Origin of the sequence: Proteocatella sphenisci DSM 23131 (assembly GCF_000423525.1) — a bacterium.
Lineage (GTDB): Bacteria > Bacillota > Clostridia > Peptostreptococcales > Filifactoraceae > Proteocatella > Proteocatella sphenisci.
In genome coordinates, this window is the sequence record NZ_AUID01000018.1 from 19854 (window position 1) to 46327 (window position 26474).

A 26474-nucleotide genomic window follows, 5' to 3' on the forward strand; every position below is an offset into this window, starting at 1 on the left:
AGTTCAGTTTATTTAAACCAAACACCTATTTTTTCTTATACTATGTTTCTTTAACAAAAATCCATGATGTCAGAATCGGATAAATATATATCTTAAACCCCCCAGTTTAATCAATTGCATCTAAATCCCCATATATGATGTCTTTTTTCATGTATATTATATTAAAGAAAGTTTTTAAACTTATTATTAGTTTAACATTTAAAAATGATTTTTGTTTAATTTTATGAAATAAGCACTTTTAATTATGAAATACGCACTTTTAATCGATAAAAAACAGCTCTACTATCAAAAAGCTGTTTTTTATCCGATCCTATAATTCTGCTCTTATAATTCAACTGTCTTTTTATATTCTTCTTTGAGTTTTGCCAGAATCTTTTTTTCTATCCTGGATATTGTCATTTGTGAAAGATCTAATTCTCTGGCTATTGCCACTTGAGTCTTACCCTTGTAAAATCTTCCTATAAGTATTTTTTTCTCAACTTCATTCAAATTTTCCATAAATCTTTCTATAAAATCACGATTTTCTATATTATTAAAATTCTCATCTTCTTTTCCAAGTATTTCAATAAAGCTCATCTCTGAATCTCTGTCTTTATTTTCTTTGAGCAGGTCTAGACTCCTTATAGAAAATAACTGAGAAGCTTCTATGGCTTCTAGTACTTCTTCTGGTGTACAGTTAAGATAATTTGCAATATCTTCAATTTTGGGTACCGCTCCCATCTCCTGCTCCAGTTTATTTCTTGTTTCATTTATCTTCATTGAAAGCTCTTGCGTCTTTCTTGGAACTTTTATAGCCCACCCTTTATCACGGAAGTGTCTTTTTATTTCTCCTATTATAGTGGGTGTGGCAAAACTTGAAAACTCGAAACCCTTGCTGACATCGAATCTTTCGACCGCAAGAATAAGTGCCAGAGAAGCTACCTGGAATATATCCTCAAATTCTATTCCTCTTCCTACGTATTTTTTTGCCAGAAGCTCTGCAATATATAAATTTCTGTTGACAATCTCATTTCTGATTTCCCGACATTTATCTTTTTCGTAAGCATTAAAAAGCTCTTTGGTACTTTGGTTTGAATATTTTTCGTTTTTAAAAAGTTCTATATTTTTTCTTACAGAACTATTATACAATTATTCATCTCTCCCTATAATTTTCTTCATATAAATTATTGTACCATTTTCTTCCTCAGATATTACTTTGACATCATCCATCAATGTCTTTATTATATATATTCCCAGTCCTCCGCAAGACCTGTTTTCATCGAAAATAGGATCTTTAATTTCTTCGGAATTACAACCTTTGCCTTTGTCTTCTACCTGGACCTCTATAAAATCTTCTCCCGATGAAAAATAAAGGTCAAAAGTTTCTACATCTGAATATTTTATTACATTTGAACATGCCTCTGAAACTGCAATTTTAACATCTTCTATTTCTTCTATGTTAAATCCTATGTGGTTGGCTATGGAGGATGCCGTCATTCTGATTACCGATATTAATTTAGGTTCCGTAGGCAAAGTCATCTTTATTATATTTTTCTGACTGTGGTTTATCATGAATTATCTCCTCCCAGATTGAACATTTCTTCCATGCATGTTATTTTAAAAATCTTTCTCACATTTACTTTGGTGTTGATTATTGTAATTTTTTTATTTTTTAGTTTTTGTTCTTTATATAGCTTTACTAATATTCCAAGACCTGTAGAATCTATGAATTTTACATTCTCCATATCAATAAGTATATCTTTGTTTTCCTTAAGCATTTTTTCCAGCTTAGGCTCAAGCACTTCTATGGTGTTGAGATCTATCTCTCCTGAAATCTTAAGTTTGATGCAATCGTCATCCATATCTATGCTTGCTTCAATAAATTTGCTCATGATTACTGTTTTTCTCCTTCTTCTGATTCTTCTTTATAAGTATTTTTGCTTCTCACTGCTTTTACAACTTCGGTGGCAATAGAAACAACAGATGTTACTTTTGCTGCATTGTTTGTTATGGTGTCCAGATTTTCTGTTATTGCTGCAGAATGATCTATAATGTTCTCAATCTCACCTTTTTTTTCAAGACTTATTCTTGTAATACTCTTAAGTGTCATGCCTGCATCTCTTAGCATCATACCTGCACATATACAAAGTATAAGTACCCCTATTCCGCCCAAAAGAATTCCAACTTCCCAAATCATAGTCACTCTCCCTCGATAATTATTTTGGGTAACTAAATACCTTCATCCTCTTTTGTGTCGAATTTTTTTTCATAGTAGTCAGGAGTATCGTATTTAATTATTTCATCTTTTTTTACAGCATTATCTACTGCATCTTTGATTGTCTCGATATACTCATCTTTATTTTCGATTATATCAACAGCCTTTTCTTTGAGCTGTTCTGCAACTTCTGAAATTTCATTCCTGAGCTCAGATCCAGTTTTTTGAGCAAGCAGCATTCCTGCAGCTACTCCAATAGAGGTTCCAAGTACAAATACACCAATTTTTGAATCTGATCCATTTTTTTTGTTTTTTGACATAAATAATACCTCCAAATTTTATCTCACATGAGATAGTATACCCTCTATATTTGATAAATAAACTTATTTGTTTGTTTTTATTTTAAATTACTGATAAATGCTCTGATTTATTCTTTCTTAAATCAGAGCATTTATCAAATCTTTTATTTATTCTTGTGTTTCTTCAATTTCTATTCCTTCTAATTCTTCGCTTGCTTCAATTCTTTCAAATGAAACTATTTTAGAATCTAATGATTTCATAAGCTTAACACCTTTTGTAACTCTGCTGAGTTTAGGAATTTGCTTAACTTCCATTCTTATCATAGTACCGTCTGAATTTATGATCATTATCTGATCTTCTTCTCCTACAAGCCTTGCTCCTGAAATCTGACCAGTCTGACTAGATACGTTGTAGGTCTTTACTCCCTTACCGCCTCTGGTCTGTATTTTATATTCCTCTATGCCTGTACGTTTTCCATATCCATTTTCGGTTATTACAAGCAGGCATTTGTCTTCTTCTACAACTTCCATAGAAATTATATTGTCAGTCTTTGAAATATTCATAGCTTTTACTCCCATGGTATTTCTTCCGGTCTGTCTTATCTGTGATTCTTCAAATGCTATGGCTTTTCCTTCTCTTGTTGTAACTATTATGCGTTCATCGCCTTTAGTTATTCTTGCACTTATAAGTTCATCGTCTTCTTTCAGGGTTATGGCTATAAGCCCATTTCTCTGACTTTTTCTGAACAGAGCAAGTTCTGTCTTCTTGATTATTCCGTTTTTAGTGCACATAACAAGATTTTCATTATCTGCTGAACCTTTTACGGCAATGATTGAATTTATTTTCTCATCTTTTTCTATAGGTATGAGATTTACTATATTTGTACCCTTGGCAGTTCTTGAACTCTGAGGTATTTTATATGCAGGAATTCTGTACATTCTACCCATGTTTGTAAGGAATACTATTTTTGCATGATTGCTTGTTACAAGCATTTTTTCTGCAAAATCTTCTTCTCTTGTAGTCATGGAAGCTATACCTTTTCCTCCTCTTTTTTGAGATTTATATGTGTCTACAGGAACTCTTTTTACATATCCAAAATGTGTAAGAGTTATTGCGACTTCTTCATCATCTATCATGTCTATATCTTCAATGTCATCTTCTTGATCAAGGATTTCTGTTCTTCTTGCATCTCCATATTTTTCTTTAACTTCAAGTATTTCTGTTTTCACTATTCCAAGAAGTAAATTTCTGTCTGCAAGTACACCTTTGAAATATGTTATCCTTTCATTGAGAACTTTAAATTCTTCTTCGAGTTTTTCTTTTTCAAGTCCCTGAAGTCTTCTAAGTCTCATATCCATGATCGCCTGAGCTTGAATTTCTGTAAGTTCAAATCTCTTTATAAGTCTTTCCTGTGCATCTTCGTATGCACTTCTTATTATGGCTATTACTTCATCTATGTTGTCTATCGCTATAAGAAGTCCCTCTATTATGTGGGCTCTGTTTAAGGCTTTATTAAGCTCGAATTTTGTACGTCTTGTTACTACTTCTTCCTGATGATCCAGATAATGTCTGAGCATCTGGTCAAGACTAAGTACTTTTGGCTCTCCATCAACTATAGCAAGCATTATTATTGAATATGTCTGCTGCAGCTGTGAATATTTGTAGAGATTGTTTAAAAGCACATGAGCATTTACATCTTTTTTTGTTTCTATAACTATTCTTATACCTTTTCTATTACTCTCATCTCTAAGGTCTGTAATTCCTTCAACTCTTTTTTCTTTAACAAGATCTGCTATTTTTTCAACCAGCTTTGACTTGTTCACCTGATATGGTATTTCTGTGACTATTATCTGGCTCTTACCATTGCTCATTTCTTCTATTTCAGCCTTGGCTCTTTGCGTAACTTTTCCTCGTCCTGTCCTGTAAGCCTGATTCATGAGTGTTTTTCCATATATCATTGCTCCTGTTGGAAAGTCAGGTCCCTTTACGTGCTTCATTAAATCCTCAACACTAGCGTCTTCATTATCTATGAGCTCTACTACAGCGTCTATAACTTCTGAAAGGTTGTGTGGGGGTATAGATGTAGCCATTCCTACAGCTATACCGTTTGACCCATTTACAAGAAGGTTTGGATATCTTGAAGGCAATACTCTGGGCTCTTTTATTCTTTCATCAAAGTTGGGCATAAAGTCTACTGTATCTTTATCAAGATCTTTCAGCATCTCAACTGCCATCTTGGTCATTTTTGCCTCTGTATAACGCATTGCTGCTGCTGAGTCCCCATCTATTGATCCAAAGTTACCCTGACCATCTACCAGAGGATATCTTATTGAGAATTTTTGCGCCATTTTTACCATGGCCTCATAAACAGCTGAGTCTCCATGTGGGTGATACTTACCGAGTACATCTCCGACTACGGTAGCTGATTTTCTGTAAGGTTTTTCCGGTGTAAGGCCCTGCTCTGACATAGAAAAAAGAATTCTTCTGTGTACAGGTTTAAGACCATCTCTTACGTCAGGAAGTGCTCTTCCCACTATTACGCTCATAGAATAATCTATATAAGATTTTTCCATCTCATCTTTAATATCTATATCTATGGTTTTATCAAATTGATTTGTTTCCATTTCTGCTCCTTTGTCTATAACTATGAAAGAATATTATACATCAAGATTTTTTACATATTTTGCATTTTCCTGAATGAAATTCTTCCTTGGTTCTACTTTGTCTCCCATAAGCATTGTAAAAGTATCATCAGCTGCTGAGGCATCTTCTATTGTGACTTTGAGCAGTGTCCTGAATTGTGGGTCCATAGTAGTATCCCATAGCTGATCTGCATTCATCTCTCCCAGACCTTTGTATCTTTGTATTGTAGGATTGGTTCCTCTTCCAAATTCATCAAGATATTGATTAAGCTCTTTATCATTGTATGCGTATCTTGCTTTTTGGCCTTTTCTCACTTGATACAGAGGTGGCTGAGCTATATAAACAAATCCTTTTTCTATAAGCGGTTTCATATATCTGAACATAAATGTTAAAAGAAGAGTTCTTATATGTGCTCCGTCTACGTCAGCATCGGTCATTATTACTATCTTGTGATATCTAAGCTTAACTTCGTCAAATTCATCACCTATTCCGCATCCAAATGCAGTTATCATATTTCTTATCTCTTCAGATGAAAGTATCCTGTCAAGTCTTGATTTTTCGACGTTTAGTATCTTTCCTCTAAGTGGAAGTATAGCCTGAGTCTTTCTGTCTCGTCCTTCTTTTGCACTACCTCCCGCAGAATCTCCCTCGACTATATATATTTCCGATTTTGAAGGATCTTTTTCACTGCAGTCAGCAAGCTTTCCAGGTAGAGATGTAGATTCTAGTATAGATTTTCTTCTAGTAAGCTCTCTGGCTTTTTTTGCAGCTTCTCTGGCTCTTTGTGAACGAAGGGATTTATCAATTATTATCCTTGCCGTCTGAGGATTTTCTTCAAGGAAGGCCTCAAATGTCTCAAATGTAATAGAATCAACTATCTGTCTTACTGGAGGGTTTCCAAGTTTTGTTTTTGTCTGTCCTTCGTACTGGGGATCTTCAAGCTTTACAGATATAATAGCTGTAAGACCTTCTCTGACGTCTTCCCCTGTAAGTGTGTCTTCTTTATCTTTTATAAGTTTTGATTTTTTTGCATAGTCATTTATTGCTCTTGTAAGTGCTGATTTAAAACCTGTAAGGTGCATTCCACCTTCTATAGTATTTATGTTATTGGCAAAACTGTAAATATTTTCAATATATACATCCGTGTACTGCATAGCTACTTCCACAGTATATGTGTCTATTTTTCTCTCAAAGTATATTATTTCATCATGTATTGAAGTCTTGTTTTTATTAAGATATTTTACAAATTCTATAATTCCACCTGTATAATAAAATGTTTTACTCTTTTCATGATCTTCTCTTTTATCTTCAAGAATTATAGATATACCCTTGTTTAGGAATGCCAGCTCTCTTAGTCTGTATTCAAGCGTCTCGTATTTGTATAAAACTTCTTCGAAAATACTTGCATCTGGCATAAAGTGTATCTTTGTTCCTGTACAGTCAGATTCTCCGACAATCTGGATATTTCCAAGGGCTATTCCCTTAGAAAATTCCTGTCTGTATATTTTACCATCACGTTTAACTTCTGCTATAAATTCAGTTGAAAGTGCATTTACTACAGATACTCCTACCCCATGAAGTCCGCCTGAGACCTTGTATCCACCGGCTCCAAATTTACCTCCTGCATGAAGTACTGTGAGTACTGTTTCCAGAGTACTTTTTCCTGTTTTTGGATGTATTTCTACAGGTATTCCTCTTCCATCGTCAATAACAGTTATAGAGTTGTCATGTTCTATAGTAACTAAAATATTTTGACAGTGACCTGCAAGAGCCTCATCTATTGCATTGTCAACTACCTCATAAACAAGGTGGTGTAGTCCTTTAGGTCCAGTGGATCCTATATACATACCTGGTCTTTTTCTTACCGGCTCAAGGCCTTCAAGTACCTGAATCTGATCCGCCCCATAATCCTTTGTGACTTTGTTTTCTTCTTCGAAGGTATGATGCTCTTCGATAATTAAATCTTTTTCACTCATAATATTAACTCCTAATTTTATATTGAATACATAAATGTTAGTATTTCTCTATATTTGCATTCTTAACTCTGTATTTGGTCTTATTTACATTTATTTCCATATCTTCTGCTACTGTGACAAATGTCTGTGTCTTACTGAAGGTCTCTAAAAGCATGTGCTGGCGTTTTGGGTCCAGCTCGCTGAAAATATCATCAAGAAGTACTACTGGATATTCTCCTTTTATTTTTTTTATAAGCTCTATTTCGGAAAGTTTTAAAGATATAGCTGCACTTCTTTTTTGTCCTTGTGACCCATAACTTCTTAAATCTATGCCATTTATCTTTATATCCAGATCATCTTTGTGTATACCGACAGATGTTGTTTTTCTAAATATATCGGCGTCATGTTTTTCTTTAAGTAAATTTTTATATTCTTGTACATTTTCTGCATTCACATTCTTTTCATATCCAATATCAAGTAATTCTTTCCCAGAAGATATGCTCAAATGATTTTTTTGTGCAATTTCTTTTATTTCATTTATAAATTCTTCACGGTAACACATTATCTGATAACCTGAGTCTGCAAGAGTTGAATCATAGACATCAAGAAGCACCTTGTCCACATCTTTATTTTTGAGCAGATTATTCCTCTGAACCAGATTTTTATGATACACACTAAGGAGCTGGTAGTACTTAGGCCTTATCTGTGAGATTTCTCTGTCTATAAAAGAACGACGTTCTTTGGGCCCTTCTTTTACCAGCTTAAGATCTTCAGGTGAAAATATAACAACATTTATTATTCCAAGAAGCTGAGTAAGTTTATCTATAGGTATACCATTTATTTTTATGGCTTTTTTTCCAGACTTGCTTATTCTGTATTCTATTTTAAACTCTCTTCCCATACTTTCAATTTTGGACTTTATATATCCAGTTTCTGATCCCAGTTTTATCATTTCTTTATCTCTTGATGTTCTAAATGATCGTCCTATAGAAAGCAGGTATATAGCTTCAATGATGTTTGTTTTTCCTTCCCCGTTATTACCGTGTATTATGTTTATCCCATTTTCAAATTCTATTTTCTGACTCTCATAATTTCTAAATCTGTTAAGCTCCAGTTCTTTTATAAACATATAATTACCCTGTCTTTTATTTTAACTACAGAATCTGAAATTTTTTGTTGTCCACTTCTATTATATCTCCGCTTCTGAGTTTTTTTCCTCTTTGCGTTTCAACTTCTCCGTTAACCTTTACTTCCTCAGAAAATACCATTATTTTTGCCTGTCCGCCACTTCCTGCTACATCGACCATTTTAAGAAACTGATCAAGTTTTATAAATTCTGTATCAATCTTTATTTTTTCCATAAGATTCCTCTTTTCAAATTTATATTAATTTGTATATTTTAATAGATTTATCTGTATACATATCCTCATATATTATAACATATTTTTTAACTGTGTGCGTTTTTTTATATAATAAAACCACGTTGTATGCTAAACGTGGTTTTATATCATTTATGGTTTAGTTTGAGTTTTTTGTATATTTTTTGCCCTAGAAGCATATTCTTATAGTCTTACGGGAAGAAGAAGGTATGTATAATCTTCATCTGACTCTGGATTTATTACACAAGGACTTAGATTGGTATTAAAATTCATATATATATATTCTTCATCAAGGTTTTTGAGACAGTCAAGGAAGTATTTTATGTTAAATGCTATCTCAAGATCTTTTCCCTGCTGGTTTACTGGTATGTCCTCTTCAAGATTTCCTATTTCACTGTTCTTTGCACTTACTACTACAGTGTCATCTGATATAACCAGTTTTACAAGATTGTTATTAGAAACCAGCATTGCTCTTTCCAAAGAAGAAATAAACTCATGATTGTTTATCTTGATTTTAGTCATGAACTCTTTTGGAATTATCTGCTTGTAGTTGAGAAATTCACCTTCTAGTACTCTTGAGTTTATTATGGTGTTGTCTATTACAAATGAAACGTTTCTTTCTTCAAATAATATCCTTAAATCACAATTTTCATTTGAAGAAAGTTTAGTTACTTCCTGAAGTGTTTTTACGGGGACTACTACCTTTTTTTCTCCTAAGTTATAATTAGTTGGTATTCTTTTAATTGCAAGTCTGAAACCATCTATAGAAACCATGCTTATTGAGTTACTGTCTATTTCTATAAGCGAACCGGTAAGAACTCCTTTGGTTTCATCTTGTGAAGCTGCAAAATGAGTTTTTCTTACCATATCTGAAAAAAGCTTCATATCTATTTTCTCATAACGATCATTTTCAAACTCTTCAACTTGAGGAAACTGATTATTTATCATAGATTTTATATTAAATTTAGTCTTACTTGTAGATATTTTAACAACATTATTGTCATTTACTGATATTGTTATTTTTTCATCAGGAAGTTTTCTTACTATGTCTGAAAGAATTTTTCCTTCTATTATTGCAATCCCACTTTCTGATACTTCTGCTTGAACTCTGGTTTTAACACCTATCTCAAGGTTATTTGAAGTAAGTGTTATATGATCGTCTTCAGCTTCTATATATATTCCTTTGAGTATTTCCATAATATTTTTACTTGAGATCCCTTTAAGTGCTATTGAAAGTGCGTTTTGAAACTGTTTTTGTTCTATAGAAAATTTCATATTTTTCTCCCTCAAATATAAATATAATAATGTAAATATTATTAACAGTAGTAGTAGTAGGGCCTGTGAATTTGTGGATAAGTGCTTGACTTAATTCTGGAGGAACATCTACAGCTATTAATAAGTCTGTGGATAAAAAACGCTTTTTTCAGGCTGTTTTGTGGATAAAAAAACGATAAAAAGACCTGTTTTTTTAGTTATTTTTTATATCGTTAATTATATTTTCTATTTTATCTTTCAAGTCTTTGTTCTTTTTTAGATCAGTGCTTATTTTATCATGTGCATGCATGACAGTTGTGTGGTCTTTGCCTCCAAAGCTTTCTCCAATTTTTGGAAGTGACAGGTCCGTAAGTTCACGACTCAGATACATTGCAACTTGTCTTGGAAATGCAATCTCTCTTGTTCTCTTTTTAAGATTAAAGTCAGAAATCTTTATGCTGTAGTACTGAGAGACTTTTTCTTTTATAAGGTCGACGTTAATTTCTTTGTTTACCTTACCGCTTATGAGATCCTTAAGCGCCTCACATGCCAGTTCATATGTGATCTCTTTATTGGTAAGATCAGCATATGCGAAAATTCTTATAAGAGCTCCCTCGAGTTCTCTTATGTTGGATTTTATATTTTTTGCTATATGAATAGTGACTTCATCAGGAACGTGTTTGTTTTCTTCCTGAGCCTTCTTTCTAAGTATGGCAATCCTGGTCTCATAGTCGGGTGATTGTATATCAGCAATAAGACCCATTTCAAATCTTGATCTTAATCTGTCTTCAAGTGTAGGTATTTCTTTTGGAGGCCTGTCACTTGATATGATTATTTGTTTATTTGCATTGTGAAGAGCATTAAAAGTATGGAAAAATTCTTCCTGTGTACTTTCTTTTCCTGCTATAAATTGAATATCGTCTACAAGAAGGACGTCGACATTTCGGTATTTATTTCTGAAAGCCTCATTCTTGTCATCTTTTATTGAGTTTATAAGTTCATTTGTAAAATTTTCTGATGAAAGGTAGAGTACTTTTGCGTTTGAGTTCTGATTGAGTATATAGTGACCTATAGCGTGCATAAGGTGAGTTTTACCAAGTCCAACACCACCATATATAAATAATGGATTGTATGCTTTTGCAGGAGACTCTGCAACAGCGACGCATGCAGCATGTGCAAATCGGTTACTGTTACCTATTACAAAACTGTCAAAGGTATTTTTAGGGTTGAGGTTGCTGCTTATAATTTTTTCTTTCTGGACCTCATTCTTGTTTGTTACGGGTATTTCTTCCAGAGAAGTTATAACGGTTATATTTATCGATTTTCCTGCTATATCCTGGGCAAGAGATTCCAGTTTCTGTCTGTGATTGTTATCTATGACTTCCTTTATAAAAGGAAGTTTGGTAAATAAAATCAGTTCAGTTTCCCTCAGTGTAACGGGTTCGAGCTTGCTGAAAAAGGAATCAAAGAAAGTTTCTGACACTGTTGCCTTGAGCCTTTCTATTATTTTCTCCCATAGTGCATAAGCATCCATTATTAACCTCCATATATAATATTAACAACTTATCAACAAAAAATGTGGATAAGTTATAGAGTAATTATAGCAAATAATTCATGTTAAGTAAAACAGAATAAATAAAATAAATTAAGAATATTCCTGTGGACTAATAATAAACTAATTTTTTTTAAAATTTTATAAACAGGCTGTTGATAAAATTTATAGATAAAAAATAATATTTTAAGTGTTGATTTTTAAGAAAAAAGTTATATTTTACACAGAATTTATAATTATCAAATTACTTATCCACAAAGTTATTAACAGGTGTGGATAAGTGTATAAAAAGATATTAACATACAGGGGAAAAAACTGTGAAAAAAGTCATAAAAATTTATAATAGAATTTCTTAAGAGTTTATCAACAGGTTGTTATTAACTAATACACAGCAAAAAATGCATATATATATTGTTTTTAAAACAAAAAATCAATCCTCTGGAATCAAGAAAAGCTTGACATAGTCGGCTCTAGAATATATAATGTTTTTTATGATATGCGTAAATAGAGACAGTCTCTATCAATAGAATATGTGCAATATGAAAGGCGGGTGGAAAAAATGAAAAGAACTTATCAACCAAAGACAAGACAAAGAAAAAGAGAGCATGGTTTTAGAAAAAGAATGGGCTCATCAAATGGTCAAAACATACTAAAAAGAAGAAGAGCAAAAGGAAGAAAAAGACTATCTGCATAATATAAGGGCCGCGTGATGTTGTGGCCTTTTTTGTTATATATTTAGTCAGAGGTATAAAATGAACTTTTCAAGATTAAAAAAAGATTCTGACTTTAAGAGGGTATATAATAAAGGAAAATCTTATGGGTGCAAGAATTTAGTTCTGTATTACTTGCCTAATGGAACAGATGAATTTAGAGTTGGTTTTTCGATTTCTAAAAAAGTTGGAAAAGCAATAGTAAGAAACAGGATTAGAAGATATCTCAAAGAAAGTCTGAAATTTTATAATCCACAGGGAAATGGTCTGGATATGATATTCATAGGAAGAGTTGCAGCCAATGAATCTGATTTTCATGATGTAAAAAAATCTGTGGGGTATCTGTTTAAGAAAACAGGTTTAAAAATATATGAAAAAAACAATAACAAAAGTACTAATCTATAGTATAGAGCTTTATCAAAAATTCATATCTCCTCTCAAAAGAGTCCCAACATGTAGGTTTTACCCCACATGTTCGAGTTATGCCCTCGAAGCAGTAAAAAAACATGGACCCTTTAAGGGAAGTTATATGGCATTAAAACGCATATTAAAATGTCATCCATTTCATGATGGAGGATATGATCCTGTTCCATAATGTAACAATTTAGTCAAGGAGGAAGATTTGTCAACAATACTAGGTTTTTTATTAAAATTCATTTATCAGGTAGTTGGCCATTACGGTCTGGCTATTATAGTATTTACTATAGTTGTTAAGATGTGTCTGTTGCCACTTACTGCAGCGCAGAACAAATCTATGTCTTCTATGCAGGAAATACAACCAAAGATGGATGAAATAAAAAAGAAATATCCTGACAACAAAGATAAACAGAACCAGCTTATCATGGAGTTATATCAGCAGCACAAGGTAAATCCAATGATGGGATGTCTGCCAATTCTAATACAGTTTCCCATACTCATAGGATTGTTTAATGTACTTCGTGAACCGGTAAAATACGTATTCTCAACGCAAGCAGCGTATACAGCTGCGGACACAGGGTTTTTATGGATAAAATCTATGGCTACTCCAGACGTTATAGCTATTGCGGGGATTTCAATACCATTTATACTTCCTGTACTAGCTGCAATTTCAACATTCTTTGAGTCATATATGATGCAAAAGGGACAGCCAAAAAACCCTACTACATCAATTATGCTTTATATGATGCCAGTAATGATACTTGTATGGGGAGTTAGTTTTCCAGCGGGACTTTCACTTTATTGGGCAGTATCAAATATATTCTCTATAATACAAAGAAGAGTTACCGCATACATGAAGAAGAATAAAGAGACAGCTAAAGGTGGCTCTAAGGGGGCTAAATAATGAATTATGTAGAAATAGTTGGAAAAACAAGAGAAGAAGCAGTCGAAAAAGCTCTTTTGGAGCTGAATGCAAAGATTGAAGATGTAACAATTGACGTAGAAGAGCAGAAACCCAAAGGATTTTTTGGATTTTTGGCTAAAAAAGAATTGAGAGTAAAAGTTACTCTTAAAGAAACTAAAAAAACAGATGAAGATCTTGAAGATTTTAGTTTCGCATCAAAAGGATTTTCGCTTGAAGATGATAAAAAAGATGATTCAAAAATTCTAAAAGAATCTGTAATAGACGAAAATTCAAAGGAAATGGCAAAGAAATTTTTAGAAGATATATTCACTACACTGGAAATAAATGCTGAAATAAATATCAGTGAAAATGAAGGATGTCTTTGTATAGGTGTAACAGGTGATGAAGCCTCAAGGCTTATAGGAAGAAGAGGAGAATCTCTGGATTCGCTTCAGATGCTCACTGGGCTTGCAGTTAACAGAGACAGAGACAAATATGTCAAGGTGCTTCTGGATATAGAAAATTACAGAGCAAAGAGGGAAGAATCACTCATAAAGTATGCAAACAAGATGGCAAGGCAATCTGCAAAGCAGCGCAGAGTAATCAAGCTCGAGCCTATGAATCCATACGAGAGAAGAATAATTCACTCGGCACTTCAGTCAGACAGATATGTAAAGACCTACAGCGAAGGAAAAGATCCTTACAGAAAAATAGTAATAGAACCAAAGTATAAATAACATTAATTAAAGAATAGCTGAAGTATATGTATACTTCGGTTATTCTTTAATTTTTTGAGGAGCTAATTATGATTTCAAAAACAGATGAATTAGAAAAAAGAAGTAATAGCAAAAGTTTGAACCCTATGGAAAATGAAAAAATATCAAAACTTCTTATCAAATTTGCAATTCCCAGTGTAGTATCCATGGTGGTAAATGCACTTTACAATATAGTAGATCAGATATTTATAGGTCAGGGTGTAGGTTATCTTGGTAATGCGGCAACAAATGTTGCTTTTCCTTTTGTAACAATAACTATGGCTATATCACTCATGACAGCAAATGGAGCTGCAGCGCTTTACAGCCTCAAGCTTGGCAGCAATGAAAGAGAAAGTGCATCAGATACAATAGGTAATGCAGTAAGCATAATGATAATAGCAGGGATTACTTTATTTTTATCAGGAATGATGTTTTTCAAACCACTTTTAAAGATATTTGGGGCTACTGAGGCTGTGATGCCATATGCGGTTGAGTATACAAGAATTATAATAATCGGCCTTCCCTTTGTGGTTGTAAGTACTGGATTAAATGCTTTGATAAGGGCTGATGGAAGTCCCAAATATTCTATGTACTCAATGCTTTCGGGTGCTCTTATAAATATTATACTAGACCCTCTTTTCATATTTGTGTTTGATATGGGAGTTGGAGGAGCTGCAATAGCAACTATAATTGGTCAATTTGCAGCTATGATCCTGAGTCTTAGATATCTGGGAATGTTTAAGAACGTGATAATAAAAAAAGAGATATTCAGAATAAAAAAAGAGACAGCAGCAAAAATATTTTCATTTGGAGCATCAAGTTTTGTAACACAAATGTCTATAACCCTGGTACAGATAACTATAAACAACACAATAAGACATTTTGGATCTATGTCAGTATATGGAACAGACATACCACTTTCAGTGATTGGTATAGTTATGAAAGTAAACATGCTTGTAACTTCTGTAATACTTGGTATAGCCATAGGTTCACAACCAATATGGGGATATAATTATGGAGCCCAGAGGTTTGACAGAGTAAAAAAAACATACAGGTTGTCTATAGCGTCAGCATCAGTATTTTCAATTACTGGATTTCTTGTATTTCAAATTTTCACACCTCAGGTTGTGAGTATATTTGGTTCAGAGAGTCAGTTATATAATGAATTCGCAGTAAAAGCCTTTAGAGTCTTTCTTTCAGGTATATTTGTCCTGGGATTTCAGATAACCTCATCAATATACTTTCAGGCTATTGGAAAACCTGTAAAATCAGCCTTTCTTTCACTTTTAAGGCAGGTACTTCTGCTTGCTCCGCTCGTTGTTATACTCCCATACTTGTATGGATTAGATGGTCTTTTATATGCAGGTCCAATTGCAGATATAACATCAGCAGTGATAACAGTATTTTTTATATCATATGAAATGAAAAAGATGAACAAAATGCAGCAGGGGAAGATTGCTTAAATTAAAAAAATCTTATAAAAATAAAAAATACCAGGCAATTACATGCTCTGGTATTTTTGGATATTTATGAGATAAACTCTAATGTAAACCCATTTATGGTTTCGCCATTCATTGATAACATAGTTATTCTTATATCTTCTTTAACAAATTTAAATTTTGATTCACCATCATTAACAAACCCATGTTCAGAAAGAATTTTTGCACCTTCAGTACATTTTATTCCAATTTGCATTGAATAAACAGTATACTCAGGATTCTTGAAGGTAATCCTTTTTACGCTCATCTTATCAATGTCTATTCCCAGATTAAGATTTAAATCAGAATATTCATATTCATAACCTATTATGCAGGGGCTCTTTTCAAAATTGGCTCCAATTAAATCAAGAACTGATTTTTCTTTCATCCCCAGCTGCATTCCGGCAATGCTGACATTGCTGTTTATAGTTTCGGCAGTTTCAGAAAGTTCTGGCCCAGAATTGCAGCCGGACAATAAGAAAATGCTCATTGTAAATATAAATGTCAAAAAAAGAGAATTTCTTTTATTTTTCTGTTGCATATCCGGCATTCTCCCACGCTATTATTCCGCCTGGACATCTGTAAACATTATTATATCCTAATTCTTTGGCAATAACTGCTCCAACATCACTTCTTTCACATGCAACAAAACCACAGTAAACAACTACGGGAATATCCTTGTTAGTACCTAAAAGTGAAGTAAAAGCTTCTTTTTGTTCCGCGGTTACATCTGCCATACCTGTTTTTGGGAGTTCAGCATTTAAAGCTCCGGGGATACGTCCTTTTGCATAGCTGTCTGCAGGCATAGTATCAATTATAATCATTTCTTTACCCTCAGTAGTCCAGGTATTCAACTCCTCTGTACCTATAAGCTCATAGCCACCATCATTTACTGTGTTAACAAGCTTCATGGAAGCCTTCTCTATAGCAACTTCATTTCCATCAACAGAAGTTCCTACAGAATTTAATGTAGCAGAAGCGTCATTTCCACTGCTGCATCCAGCCAGAACGGCTGCAGATAACGTAAGTACCATCAATAATGTTAAAAATCTTTTCATGAATTTTTCCTCCCTGATTTATATAAAATATCCATTTAAATTGTAACATAAAAATAATTAACAAATTAATAGAAAAAGCCTATGGTTATGATACAAAATGGTTATATCAAAAATTCATAAATGTAGACCAATAGTTTATATCTTTTATGGAAAAACAATTAAAATCCAAATAAACTGAAAAATAAAACGTTTTGATAAACTGTATATAAATATAATGGTGGCATGAATAAGCTTATTCTTATGATAAAGGAAAGGTGTTTTATGAAAAATATAATAGAAAAACAAAATCTGAATAACCTGCTTTCCACCCTCATAAAGATACCGAGTCCATATTTTGAAGAAGAAAAAATAATGGAGTATGCCTGCAGTTGGCTTAAACAAAGAAATGTTCCCGCGCAGATTCACCGTTATCACGAAAAAGAAATAACTAATTTCGAGGGAATGAATGTAATAGGAACGATTGACAGTGGAAAAGAAGGACCGGTTATATATTTTAATGGACATCTTGATACAGTAAGGCTTTGCAGTGGTTGGACACAGCCACCTTATGATGCAGTTGTAAAAGATGGAAATATGTACGGAGTTGGCGCGCTGGATATGAAAAGCGGATGCGCAATTATAATGGAGGTGCTGGCTGAATTTGTAAAAAATGTATCTGATTTCAGAGGAAAGATAATTTATAATCTGGTTTCTGATGAAGAAGGACCGTTTGGGCTGGGGACTACATATTTGATAAATGATAAAAAAATCCAAATGGCAGATCTTGCTATAATTACAGAGCCAAGTGCAGGGTTTGCTAGGGTAAAATCTCCATCGATATCACTCGGAGCAAGGGGTGGATACAACTACAAGGTGAAACTTTATGGAAAATCATCACACGCAGCGGCGCCAGAGCTTGGAATAAATGCACTTCTTGATGCAGCAAAGCTCGCATGTGAGCTTGAAAAAACGGAGATGAAAGAAGATGAAAAACTTGGAAAAGGTTCACACTGCCTCATAGGCATGAGTGGAGGAGGGCAGTCTTGCAGTGTTCCTGATTATGCAGAGATAGAAGTTTTCAGGCATATAGTAAGAGGCGAAGGCATAGATACTATAAAAGAAGAAATACATGAGGCAGCCAAAAGAGCAGATCTGACCAGCAAGTATAAGATAGAGCTCAGGAGCTCTCCTGCAGAAAATTTTGATGGTGGCTTTGAGCCTTATGTGATTGATGAAAATAATAAATATTTAGATATGCTAAAAAAATCAATAAACAAGGTTTGCGGTGAGGATGCCAGTATAACGTATTTCAAAAGCATGGGAGATTTTAATTATATCGGAGGAAAACTTTCAATTCCAACGGTTATATTCGGGCCAGAAGGAGAAAATTATCATGGAAGTGATGAGTATGTAAATCTCGACTCTGTTTGGGAAACCGCCCAGAGTATATATGATTTTCTTGTATGTACACTTTCACAAGACTAGTTAATGAAGAGGAGAATTCACATGAATATGTCAAGAAGTAAGAGAATAGAAGAGATTGCAGTAGCTTTAACAGAGCAGCTAAGCGTTGCTGAAACTACAGGAGAACTGGATGCCCTTAAAAAGATGCACGAGATATTTTCAGATATGACCTATTACAAAAACAATCCTGAAGATCTTAGAACTATTGAAGTCCCAGGTGATAAATGGGGAAGAAAGAGTCTCATGGCTCTAATGCGTGGAAAGAAATCAGACAATAAAAAAACTGTTGTAATGATAGGACATATAGACACGGTAGGAATTTCAGATTATGGCTCATTAAAAGACTATGCGAATAAGCCTTATGAGCTGACTGAGAAATTTAAGGAGATAGACCTTCCTGAAGAAGTAAAAAAAGATCTGGAATCGGGAGAATATCTTTTTGGAAGAGGTCTTTTTGATATGAAAACAGGGGACGCCATAATTATGTCCATTATGGAAGAAATTTCACAAGATATAGAAAATTTTTCAGGAAATCTAATATTTTGCGCGGTATGTGATGAAGAAGCAAACAGTGCAGGCATGCTTTCATGTGTACCAGAGCTTGTTAAAATTCAAGAAAATGAAGGACTTGAATTTACTGCACTGCTTGATACAGACTACATGACCTCTGAGTACGAGGGTGATGAGAACAAGTATGTTTATATAGGTACGGTAGGAAAAATCATGCCATCATTTTATATAGTAGGAAAAGAGACACATGTTGGAGAATCCTTTAAAGGGATAGATCCAAACCAGATATCGGCATCTATTATAAATAGAATAAACCTTAATGTGGAGTATTGTGACACCGTTGAAGGAGAAGTATCTCTGCCACCTATAACACTAAAGAGTAAGGACCTTAAGCCTGAATATTCATGCCAGATAGCCAAGACAGCATGCCTTTATTTCAACTATGCAACGCAGAGCTCCACTCCTGATGAAGTAATGGTGAAGATGAAAAAAGCTGCCAAGGATTCATTTCAATATACTGTAGACAGTCTCAATAACCAGTATGAAGCTTACTGCAAAATGGCTTCCAGAGATTATAAAAAATTGCCATGGGAAGCAAGATCATTTTCATATGAAGAGCTTTATTCAATGGTAAAACTGGAAATGGGTCAGGAGCTTGAAACAAAATTAAACGAATATATAAATGAACTTATTGAAAAGGAAGAATTTGACACAAGAGACAAGACTATGAAGATAGTAGAATTTGTTCACAGCTTGTGGTCGGACAGAAATCCGGCAGTAATAGTATACTTCACGCCTCCTTATTATCCTCATGTATATGTTGAGGGAAAAACAGAAAAAGAAATAAATCTTTTAAATGCAGTTGCAGATGCGGTAGAAAAAACCAAGACAGACTACAAAGTAGTCTACAAGAAATTCTTCCCTTATATTTCAGATCTGAGCTATGGTTCGGCGCCCAAAGATCCTGTTATAATATCAGGTATTAAAAACAATATGCCTGGATTTGGAAAGACCTATGATCTTCCCCTTGAAGACATGCAAAAGCTGGATCTTCCGGTATTAGACATTGGAAGTTTTGGAAAGGATGCTCACAAATTTACAGAGAGAATTGAAAAAAAATACTCCTTTGAAGTAGCGCCAGAGCTTGTAGAAAGAACAATAATGAATTTACTGAAATAATTCAGCTCAAAGATGGTTTCATTCTATTACAGGGTGAAACCATATTTTTTGTTGTAGGAAAACATGGACAAAATGGGTAGATATGAGATAATTGAAAAAATGCACAAAGAAATGGTGGGAGAATGGAAAATAAGATATTGCTTTACAATGGAAGTTTTAAAAGATTTGGAAATCAGCCATATAATTGGCTGGGAATAACAAATGGAATAATAACAGATGCAGGTTATTCAGATACCTATAGTAGATGTATAGATGAATACACAGAAAAAGAAGATTTAGGAGGACAGCTGGTACTACCAGGATTTTATGACTGTCATGCTCATTTTGTTCAGACAGCTACAAAATATATAAGCCTGGATTTAAATGGATGTAAAGATTATACAGATATAAAAAACAAGATTGAAGACTGGATAATTAAAAACCCAAAGACAAGTATAATAAGGGCCTTTGGACTTGAAGTATCAGATCTGGAAGAAGGATCTTATCCCACAAGAAAAATCCTTGATGGATTTACAAGAGATTATTCCATATGGATAAACAGCCGTGATTTTCACTGCAGTATGTTAAATACAAGAGCCATCCATGAACTCAAAGTACCTCTTACCATGGAGGGGATGGAGTACTATGATAATGGAACGCCTTCAGGAAGAATATATGGCAAGGTAAATGCACTGACAAGAAAAAAAATCATACAGAGCTACACTTCCTCCGAGAGATACAAATCAATAGTTGAACTCTCTCAAAAAATAATAAAAAAAGGAGTTACCCGTATACATGTAATGGAAGGGGGCTTTGAATTTTATGAAAATGACGCTGAGGATATGAACACTTATAAGGACAAGCTTCCAGTGGACATAAAACTTTTTTACAGCACAATAGATTTTGATAAGGTAGAAGAAATGGAGCTTGATTTTATAGGAGGAGATGTATATCTAGATGGATCATTCACCTCTAAAAGTGCTGCAATAACTGATAATTATCAAGGACTGGACACTAATGGCGAACTTTATTTCACGCAGGAGGAAATAAAGGAATTCATATTAAAAAGTTATGAAAAAAACCTTAATACCACCATGCATGCAGTAGGAGAAAGGGCGCTTGAATGCCTTATATGTGCACATGAATATGCTGCATCAAAATATCCTCTAAGCAGGCTTAGACACAGAGTAGAGCATGCCGAGCTTTCTTCTGATTCACAGATAGATAGAGCCTCTAAACTGGGACTTATATTTTCCATGCAGCCGGCATATGAATATATGTATGGCGGACCAGGAAGGATGTATGAATCCAGACTTGGACAGAGGTACAAAAATACCAATCAGTTCAGGAAGCTCATAGACAAAGGAATAATAATTTGTGGGGGTTCAGACAGCGACCTTACACCAATAGACCCACTTCTGGGCATACACTCAGCAGTGAACCATCCGGTAGCTGAAAATGCAGTATCAGTGGAAGAAGCAGTAAAGTTTTTCACATTAAATGCAGCCTTCTCAGTAAAAGAAGAATCTAAAAAAGGCAGTATAGAAATAGGGAAAACGGCAGACCTTGTTATACTCGACAAAGACATATTTGAGATTGACCCAGAAACAATAATTTCTGCAAAAGTAGCAGCTACAATAAAAAATGGATTTATCCTATACAGAAATTTTTAGAAGGAGAAAAAATGGATATGTTAAATATCAAATTGATGGGAAGTTTTTCTATAAATCATGGAAAAGAAGAACTTCTCTCAAAACTAAGTTCAAAATCAGCAGCTATAATAGCCATACTTATTTGTAATGACAACAATAAGATGGCAAGAGACAAACTCTCGTCGACTTTATGGGCAGACAGCTTCGAAACATCAAACTACAATTTAAGATATAATCTTTGGAATATAAAAAAAGTAATTCCCAGTGATGAATCAGGAAATGAATTTATAGTGAGTACAAAAGAGTACTGTTTTATAAATCCAAAGTATATATTTGAATGCGATCTCAAAGTATTAGAAGATATAGATGCACAGGAAATAGATAAAGAAAACCCTAAAACAATAGACAAACTTATTTATGCAAGAGAACATATCAAGGGAGATTTTTTGGATCAGTTTTATATAAAAGACAGCGACGATTTTAATGAATGGGTACTTTTTCAAAGGGCCAGATATCAAAAAAAATATATACAGTCTCTTAATTCGCTTTTGGACTATTATACAAATGAAGGTATATATGAAAAGGCGATTGAAATACTTGAAGATATTCTCAGGGTAAATCCCTATGAGGAAGAAGCCTCTTTCAGGCTTATGAAGCTCCATATAGAAAAGAACGAAAGGCACCTTGCAATAATCCAGTACAGAAAATGTTACAATACACTAAGGCAAGAACTAAATATATCTCCACAGAAAAAAATAAGAGATTTATATATGACACTTGTAGATTCAGAAGCAGAATCAGATAAGACTCGTAAAGAGAATGTTGTCATTAGAATAAATGAATATGCAGATCCAGGCTGTGAATATATACTGATGAGTGAGCTATCAGAGAGACTATTGGAGATATCCAAAAGAAATCAGATAGGTGGAGCCTGCAAAAGATACTGGATGGATATATCAGAAATACAGCCAAGAGTCCTGGATTACATAGAAATGGATTACAAGATAACGACCATCAAGGACATAAGGCTTTATAATTCCCTCAAGAACATACTTTCTTATCTTTCTAATGAAAAAAACATTCAAATACTTGTAGCAAACCATGAAAAAATAGACTGTAAATCCAGGCAATTTCTGGGAATAGTGGAAAATAGTAATGTGGCATCGGTTCAATATCTGGAATACAGCAACGTTATAGTTTAAATTTTGTTTAAATATTAAAAAGAGAAAGAGGATAAATTCAGAAAATTGTTTTTATTTAGCATTATTCAAACATTATAAAAACGGGTAAATAATATAATAGACTTAGTTATCATTTATACGTTTATTTATTATAAGAAACAGGAGGTAATGTGTATGAGTGCAATAGCAAATGTACTTGTCAGTTTTTCAAACTGGATGTGGGGAACTCCCATGCTGCTTCTTTTGGCAGGTGGAGGAATTTATCTTACAATAAGACTTGGTTTCTTTCAGTTTGTGCATCTTGGATACATATGGAAGCAGACTTTTGGAAAGATGTTCCATAAATCTGATGACAAAGATGCCATATCGCCATTTCAGGCAGCGACGGCAGCCCTTGCGTCTACAATAGGGGCATCCAACATAGTTGGAGTTCCGGTTGCTATAGCTTTTGGAGGACCGGGAGCAGTATTTTGGATGTGGGTAATAGCACTTATAGGTTCGGCTTCAAAATTCTCAGAAATCGTACTTGGTATAAAATACAGAGAAAAAAATGAAGCAGGAGAATATGCCGGAGGACCTACGTATTATCTGGCAAAAGGATTTAAAAACAAGAAACTTGGTAAATTTTTAGGTATGTGGTTTGCTTTCTTTCTTATGATAGAGCTTATACCTTCTGTAGCAACTCAGGCAGTATCAGCAGTTCAAACAGCAGGAACCATAGGGATTCCGCCTCTGGTTACTGGTATAGGAATGGCAATTATAGTATTTATAGTTGTATTTGGCGGAATCAAAAGAATCACTCAGGTAACTGAAAAACTGGTTCCACTTATGGCACTCGTTTACATTGCGGGAGCGCTTATTATAATATTTGCAAATATCACAGCACTTCCAGGCGTAATAGCTCTTATATTCAAGAGTGCTTTTAGTCCAGTTGCAGCAACTGGTGGTTTTGCCGGTTCATCAGTAGCCTTAGCGCTTAGATGGGGAGCTGCAAGAGGAACATACTCAAATGAGGCTGGAATGGGTACAGCGCCTATAGCTCATGCTACGGCTGAGACAGACCATCCTGTTCGTCAGGCTTTCTGGGGTATATTTGAGATAACAGTAGATACACTTATGGTTTGTTCAGTAACAGCATTTGTGGTTCTTATAACTGGAATGTGGGAAACTGTACCTTCAGCTGAAGCAGCTTCTATACCAGCGCTCGCGTTTGGTCAGATGTTTGGGCCTGCAGGAGGAATAATAGTTACAGTATCCATACTCTTATTCGTTCTTTCAACAGTTATAGTACTTGTATTCTACGGAGAAAAACAGGCGGAATTTCTGTTTGGATACAAATTTGCAAAAGCTTGGAAATATGTATATGTAGTTTCAATACTTCTTGGAGTATTTGGTGGTATAGAATTCCTTTACCAGTTCCTTGACTTCTTCCTTGCAATGATAATTCTACCTAACATGCTTGCACTTATCGTTATGAGCAAAGAAGTAGTAGAGCTTAAGGATGAATTCTTTACAAGTGAAAAATATTATCTTAAGGATATAAAAAAAGATTCAAAAAAAGCTAAATAAATAGTAAAATTATAAATAAACACCACACCCCTCAAATAGAAAAACAGGTCAAAGGATTAAATTCCAGGCCTGTTTTTTACTTCGTTAGAATTATATTTTCAAAATAAGATATATATAATCAAATATGGATATATATATACTAATGAATATATTGAAAATATATCAATAATGGGGGGTATTAAATGAAATCAGGGGAAATTATTAAAGAAAAAGAAAGACTCATGGCAAATCAGAACTACTGTATAGAACTTTGTGACAAAATGTTTAATATTACACAATTTGAAATCATAAAAATACTGGAAGATCTTGTTGAATTTTCAAGAAAAAACAAACTTGATTTTGCACATCCATGGTTTTTATATAAGATGGGATGCTGTTTTTACAGATGCTCAGATATAGAAAAATCGATAGATCTGCTTGAAGAATCATATGTAATTTTTGAAGACAATAATGATACAAGAGGGATGTTAAATACATCCGTAGCCCTCATATCTGTATATTCATGTTGTTTTAATTTTGAAAAAGCAGTTGAAATAAGTCTGAGAACCATGGATTTTGCTACAGAAATAAAAGATTACGAAGCATTGAGCGTATTGAAAGCTGATATTGTTGGTATGTATATAGATATGGAGGATTATGAACAGGCCATATACATATCTCAAGAACTTGAGAGCATGTCATACGTAGGCAGTATGAGCAATGATTTTATAATAAATCTTAACAGGGCCATATGTGAGAGACATAATGAAAATACTGTAGAAGCTCAAAAGTACCTTGAAAGAGCGGAAGTTTTATTAAATGAAAAAAACAATGCCTTAAGATACATGTTGCTTCAAGAAAAAGCTAATCTTATGAAATTAAGAGGAATGTATCATGAAGCTGCTATAGTTTATGAAGAAGCTGCAAATCTCGCTGAAAGATATGGTTTTACCTTAGACCAGGCCGAAGTATTGTTGGACTGGATGGATATGGATATAAGACGGCGAAGATATGAATCTGCGGGCAACAAGGCGGAAGAAATTATCTCTCTGATTGGAAATAATAAAAATTGCAAACTAAAAAGAAAGCTCTATTTTCAGATGAGTACTGTGTTCAAGGCGCTTGGAAATTCGCAAAAGGCTCTTTTTTATCTTGAAAAGTACATGGAAAAAGACAAAAAAATATCAGAAGCACTCAAGTCTCCCAATATGAAGGAACTTGAACTTAAAAGAGCAACGGATAAGGCTCAGATATACATGACCCTGTGTATACAAAAGGACCAGCTTTATGATTCATTGGGAAGGATAATGTCAAGTCTTAATGAAGAAGGAATATTCGCAGTCATAGCACAAGAAATACAAAATATATGCAATCCAGATATTATTCAGATTGTAAGTTATGATGAGTCTGACTCAAATTATGAATATAAGATATCTTTTGAAAAAGGAAAAAATATGAAGGTGGAAAACCTATCCGTGGAAAGTAATACTTTTTCAGGATACTGCATAAGAAATGATCGCGAGATCTTTATAAATAATATGGAAAATGAATATTCAAGATATATAAGTAATTTTGATGATTATATAGAAAATGTAAGTAAGCTTCAGACTGGGTCAGATGCAGAGTCATCAGAACATATTCCTCAGTCTGCAATATTTGTTCCGGTAAGATTCAGGGGAAAAGTAAGAGGAGTTATAAGTGTTCAGTCTTTTTCAAAAGACGCATTTACTCCTGAAGATCTGAGTTTTCTAAAAGTAATAGCAGAATATTCAGGAATAGCACTGAATAATGCATCAAACTATAAAAAACTCGAGAATTCGGCAAATTATGATTTTCTTACAAGTCTTATGACTAGAAGCTCCATTTTAAAAACAGGAAAAGAAATCTATGATGAGGTAAATAATAACAGGTCAAGTGATGGATTGTTTATACTTATGATAGACATAGATGATTTTAAAAAAGTAAATGATAACTATGGTCATACTGTGGGAGATATAGTAATTAAAAAGGTAGCTGATATAATAAGCTACTCAGTAAGATCAAATGATAAGGCGGGAAGATATGGGGGAGAAGAATTTATTGTTCTTATGAATGATGCAAGAAGACAAGTTGCGATTGAAGTTGCTCAGAGGATAAGAAGTAATATAAAAAATAATTCACAAACTACTATAAGACCAGGAATAGAAATAAATGTTACTGTAAGTGTGGGTATATCAGGGACTATATTAAGAGAAAAAACTATTGATCAGCTTATAGAAGAAGCAGACATAGCTCTTTACAAGGCTAAATCAGAAGGCAAGGATAAAGTGGCAGAATTTATTAATGAACACGAATAATTTTAAAAAAACCACAGAAAAATTTGTTTTTAATTTTTCTGTGGTTT

25 protein-coding genes are annotated in these 26474 nt (G+C 33.8%); 12 read left to right on the forward strand and 13 right to left on the reverse strand.

Translation table 11 applies throughout. The annotated features are described in order from the left end of the window. Positions 1 to 324: 324 nt before the first annotated feature. From G558_RS0107910 to dnaA, 11 genes are all read right to left on the reverse strand, one after another. Positions 325 to 1128, reverse strand: coding sequence for a SigB/SigF/SigG family RNA polymerase sigma factor (locus G558_RS0107910; RefSeq protein ID WP_051188591.1), 804 nt, complete (start codon positions 1126 to 1128; stop codon positions 325 to 327). Continuing rightward, positions 1129 to 1551: an ATP-binding protein gene (locus G558_RS0107915; protein ID WP_028829699.1), complete on the reverse strand. Its 423-nt coding sequence runs from the start codon at positions 1549 to 1551 to the stop codon at positions 1129 to 1131. It abuts the gene before it with no gap. Continuing rightward, entirely contained in the window at positions 1548 to 1871 is a 324-nt protein-coding gene (locus G558_RS0107920; RefSeq protein WP_028829700.1) for an STAS domain-containing protein, read from the reverse strand. Before G558_RS0107920 ends, G558_RS0107915 begins: the two co-directional genes overlap by 4 nt. 2 nt (positions 1872 to 1873) lie before the next feature. After that, positions 1874 to 2176 carry a hypothetical protein gene (locus tag G558_RS0107925; RefSeq protein ID WP_028829701.1) on the reverse strand — a complete coding sequence of 101 codons (303 nt, stop codon included), beginning with the start codon at positions 2174 to 2176 and terminating at the stop codon, positions 1874 to 1876. A 32-nt stretch (positions 2177 to 2208) separates the two neighbouring features. After that, positions 2209 to 2514: a YtxH domain-containing protein gene (locus G558_RS12755; protein WP_036931807.1), complete on the reverse strand. Its 306-nt coding sequence runs from the start codon at positions 2512 to 2514 to the stop codon at positions 2209 to 2211. Positions 2515 to 2661: 147 nt separating this feature from the next. After that, positions 2662 to 5118, reverse strand: coding sequence for a DNA gyrase subunit A (gyrA, locus tag G558_RS0107935; RefSeq protein WP_028829702.1), 2457 nt, complete (start codon positions 5116 to 5118; stop codon positions 2662 to 2664). 33 nt (positions 5119 to 5151) lie between these two features. Continuing rightward, positions 5152 to 7113, reverse strand: a complete 1962-nt coding sequence (gene gyrB, locus G558_RS0107940) for a DNA topoisomerase (ATP-hydrolyzing) subunit B (protein ID WP_084502856.1) — start codon at positions 7111 to 7113, stop codon at positions 5152 to 5154. Between the two features lie 37 nt (positions 7114 to 7150). After that, positions 7151 to 8221 (reverse strand): DNA replication/repair protein RecF, encoded by a 1071-nt coding sequence (gene recF / locus G558_RS0107945; protein ID WP_028829704.1) that lies wholly within the window; start codon positions 8219 to 8221, stop codon positions 7151 to 7153. 25 nt (positions 8222 to 8246) lie between these two features. Then, the gene (gene yaaA, locus G558_RS0107950; protein WP_028829705.1) at positions 8247 to 8453 is read right to left on the reverse strand and encodes a S4 domain-containing protein YaaA; all 207 of its coding nucleotides are present in this window, start codon (positions 8451 to 8453) and stop codon (positions 8247 to 8249) included. Positions 8454 to 8654: 201 nt separating this feature from the next. Beyond that, the gene (dnaN, locus tag G558_RS0107955) at positions 8655 to 9746 is read right to left on the reverse strand and encodes a DNA polymerase III subunit beta (RefSeq protein WP_028829706.1); all 1092 of its coding nucleotides are present in this window, start codon (positions 9744 to 9746) and stop codon (positions 8655 to 8657) included. Positions 9747 to 9939: 193 nt separating this feature from the next. Further along, positions 9940 to 11259 carry a chromosomal replication initiator protein DnaA gene (gene dnaA / locus G558_RS0107960; protein ID WP_028829707.1) on the reverse strand — a complete coding sequence of 440 codons (1320 nt, stop codon included), beginning with the start codon at positions 11257 to 11259 and terminating at the stop codon, positions 9940 to 9942. A gap of 577 nt (positions 11260 to 11836) precedes the next feature. Between dnaA and rpmH the strand changes: the two genes are divergently transcribed. From rpmH to G558_RS0107985, 6 genes are all read left to right on the forward strand, one after another. Continuing rightward, positions 11837 to 11971, forward strand: coding sequence for a 50S ribosomal protein L34 (gene rpmH, locus G558_RS0107965; RefSeq protein ID WP_028829708.1), 135 nt, complete (start codon positions 11837 to 11839; stop codon positions 11969 to 11971). Between the two features lie 58 nt (positions 11972 to 12029). After that, on the forward strand, positions 12030 to 12392 hold the full coding sequence (rnpA, locus tag G558_RS12760; RefSeq protein ID WP_036931808.1) for a ribonuclease P protein component: 363 nt from the start codon (positions 12030 to 12032) through the stop codon (positions 12390 to 12392). Next, complete coding sequence (gene yidD, locus G558_RS13700) at positions 12358 to 12582, forward strand: membrane protein insertion efficiency factor YidD (RefSeq protein WP_071604469.1); 225 nt, start codon at positions 12358 to 12360, stop codon at positions 12580 to 12582. Before rnpA ends, yidD begins: the two co-directional genes overlap by 35 nt. Positions 12583 to 12609: 27 nt before the next feature. After that, positions 12610 to 13308 carry a YidC/Oxa1 family membrane protein insertase gene (locus G558_RS0107975; protein ID WP_028829709.1) on the forward strand — a complete coding sequence of 233 codons (699 nt, stop codon included), beginning with the start codon at positions 12610 to 12612 and terminating at the stop codon, positions 13306 to 13308. Then, on the forward strand, positions 13308 to 14045 hold the full coding sequence (jag, locus tag G558_RS0107980) for an RNA-binding cell elongation regulator Jag/EloR (protein ID WP_028829710.1): 738 nt from the start codon (positions 13308 to 13310) through the stop codon (positions 14043 to 14045). The genes G558_RS0107975 and jag overlap by 1 nt, the downstream gene beginning before the upstream one ends. A 68-nt stretch (positions 14046 to 14113) precedes the next feature. Further along, on the forward strand, positions 14114 to 15526 hold the full coding sequence (locus G558_RS0107985; RefSeq protein ID WP_036931809.1) for an MATE family efflux transporter: 1413 nt from the start codon (positions 14114 to 14116) through the stop codon (positions 15524 to 15526). Between the two features lie 64 nt (positions 15527 to 15590). On the opposite strand, the gene G558_RS0107990 is transcribed toward G558_RS0107985, so the two are convergent. After that, positions 15591 to 16082 carry a hypothetical protein gene (locus tag G558_RS0107990; RefSeq protein ID WP_028829712.1) on the reverse strand — a complete coding sequence of 164 codons (492 nt, stop codon included), beginning with the start codon at positions 16080 to 16082 and terminating at the stop codon, positions 15591 to 15593. After that, entirely contained in the window at positions 16066 to 16599 is a 534-nt protein-coding gene (locus G558_RS0107995; RefSeq protein WP_028829713.1) for a rhodanese-like domain-containing protein, read from the reverse strand. The genes G558_RS0107990 and G558_RS0107995 overlap by 17 nt, the downstream gene beginning before the upstream one ends. 261 nt (positions 16600 to 16860) lie before the next feature. Between G558_RS0107995 and G558_RS0108000 the strand changes: the two genes are divergently transcribed. The 6 genes from G558_RS0108000 (at position 16861) to G558_RS0108025 (ending at position 26427) form a co-directional block, all read left to right on the forward strand. Continuing rightward, positions 16861 to 18063 (forward strand): M20 family metallopeptidase, encoded by a 1203-nt coding sequence (locus tag G558_RS0108000; protein WP_207636210.1) that lies wholly within the window; start codon positions 16861 to 16863, stop codon positions 18061 to 18063. A 21-nt stretch (positions 18064 to 18084) separates the two neighbouring features. Next, positions 18085 to 19731: a M20/M25/M40 family metallo-hydrolase gene (locus G558_RS0108005; RefSeq protein WP_028829715.1), complete on the forward strand. Its 1647-nt coding sequence runs from the start codon at positions 18085 to 18087 to the stop codon at positions 19729 to 19731. 122 nt (positions 19732 to 19853) lie between these two features. After that, positions 19854 to 21383, forward strand: a complete 1530-nt coding sequence (locus G558_RS0108010) for an amidohydrolase (RefSeq protein WP_028829716.1) — start codon at positions 19854 to 19856, stop codon at positions 21381 to 21383. Between the two features lie 11 nt (positions 21384 to 21394). Then, complete coding sequence (locus G558_RS0108015; RefSeq protein WP_028829717.1) at positions 21395 to 22564, forward strand: BTAD domain-containing putative transcriptional regulator; 1170 nt, start codon at positions 21395 to 21397, stop codon at positions 22562 to 22564. A gap of 153 nt (positions 22565 to 22717) precedes the next feature. Continuing rightward, the gene (locus tag G558_RS0108020; protein WP_028829718.1) at positions 22718 to 24112 is read left to right on the forward strand and encodes an alanine/glycine:cation symporter family protein; all 1395 of its coding nucleotides are present in this window, start codon (positions 22718 to 22720) and stop codon (positions 24110 to 24112) included. Positions 24113 to 24294: 182 nt separating this feature from the next. After that, complete coding sequence (locus G558_RS0108025) at positions 24295 to 26427, forward strand: GGDEF domain-containing protein (RefSeq protein WP_028829719.1); 2133 nt, start codon at positions 24295 to 24297, stop codon at positions 26425 to 26427. Positions 26428 to 26474: the final 47 nt, after the last annotated feature.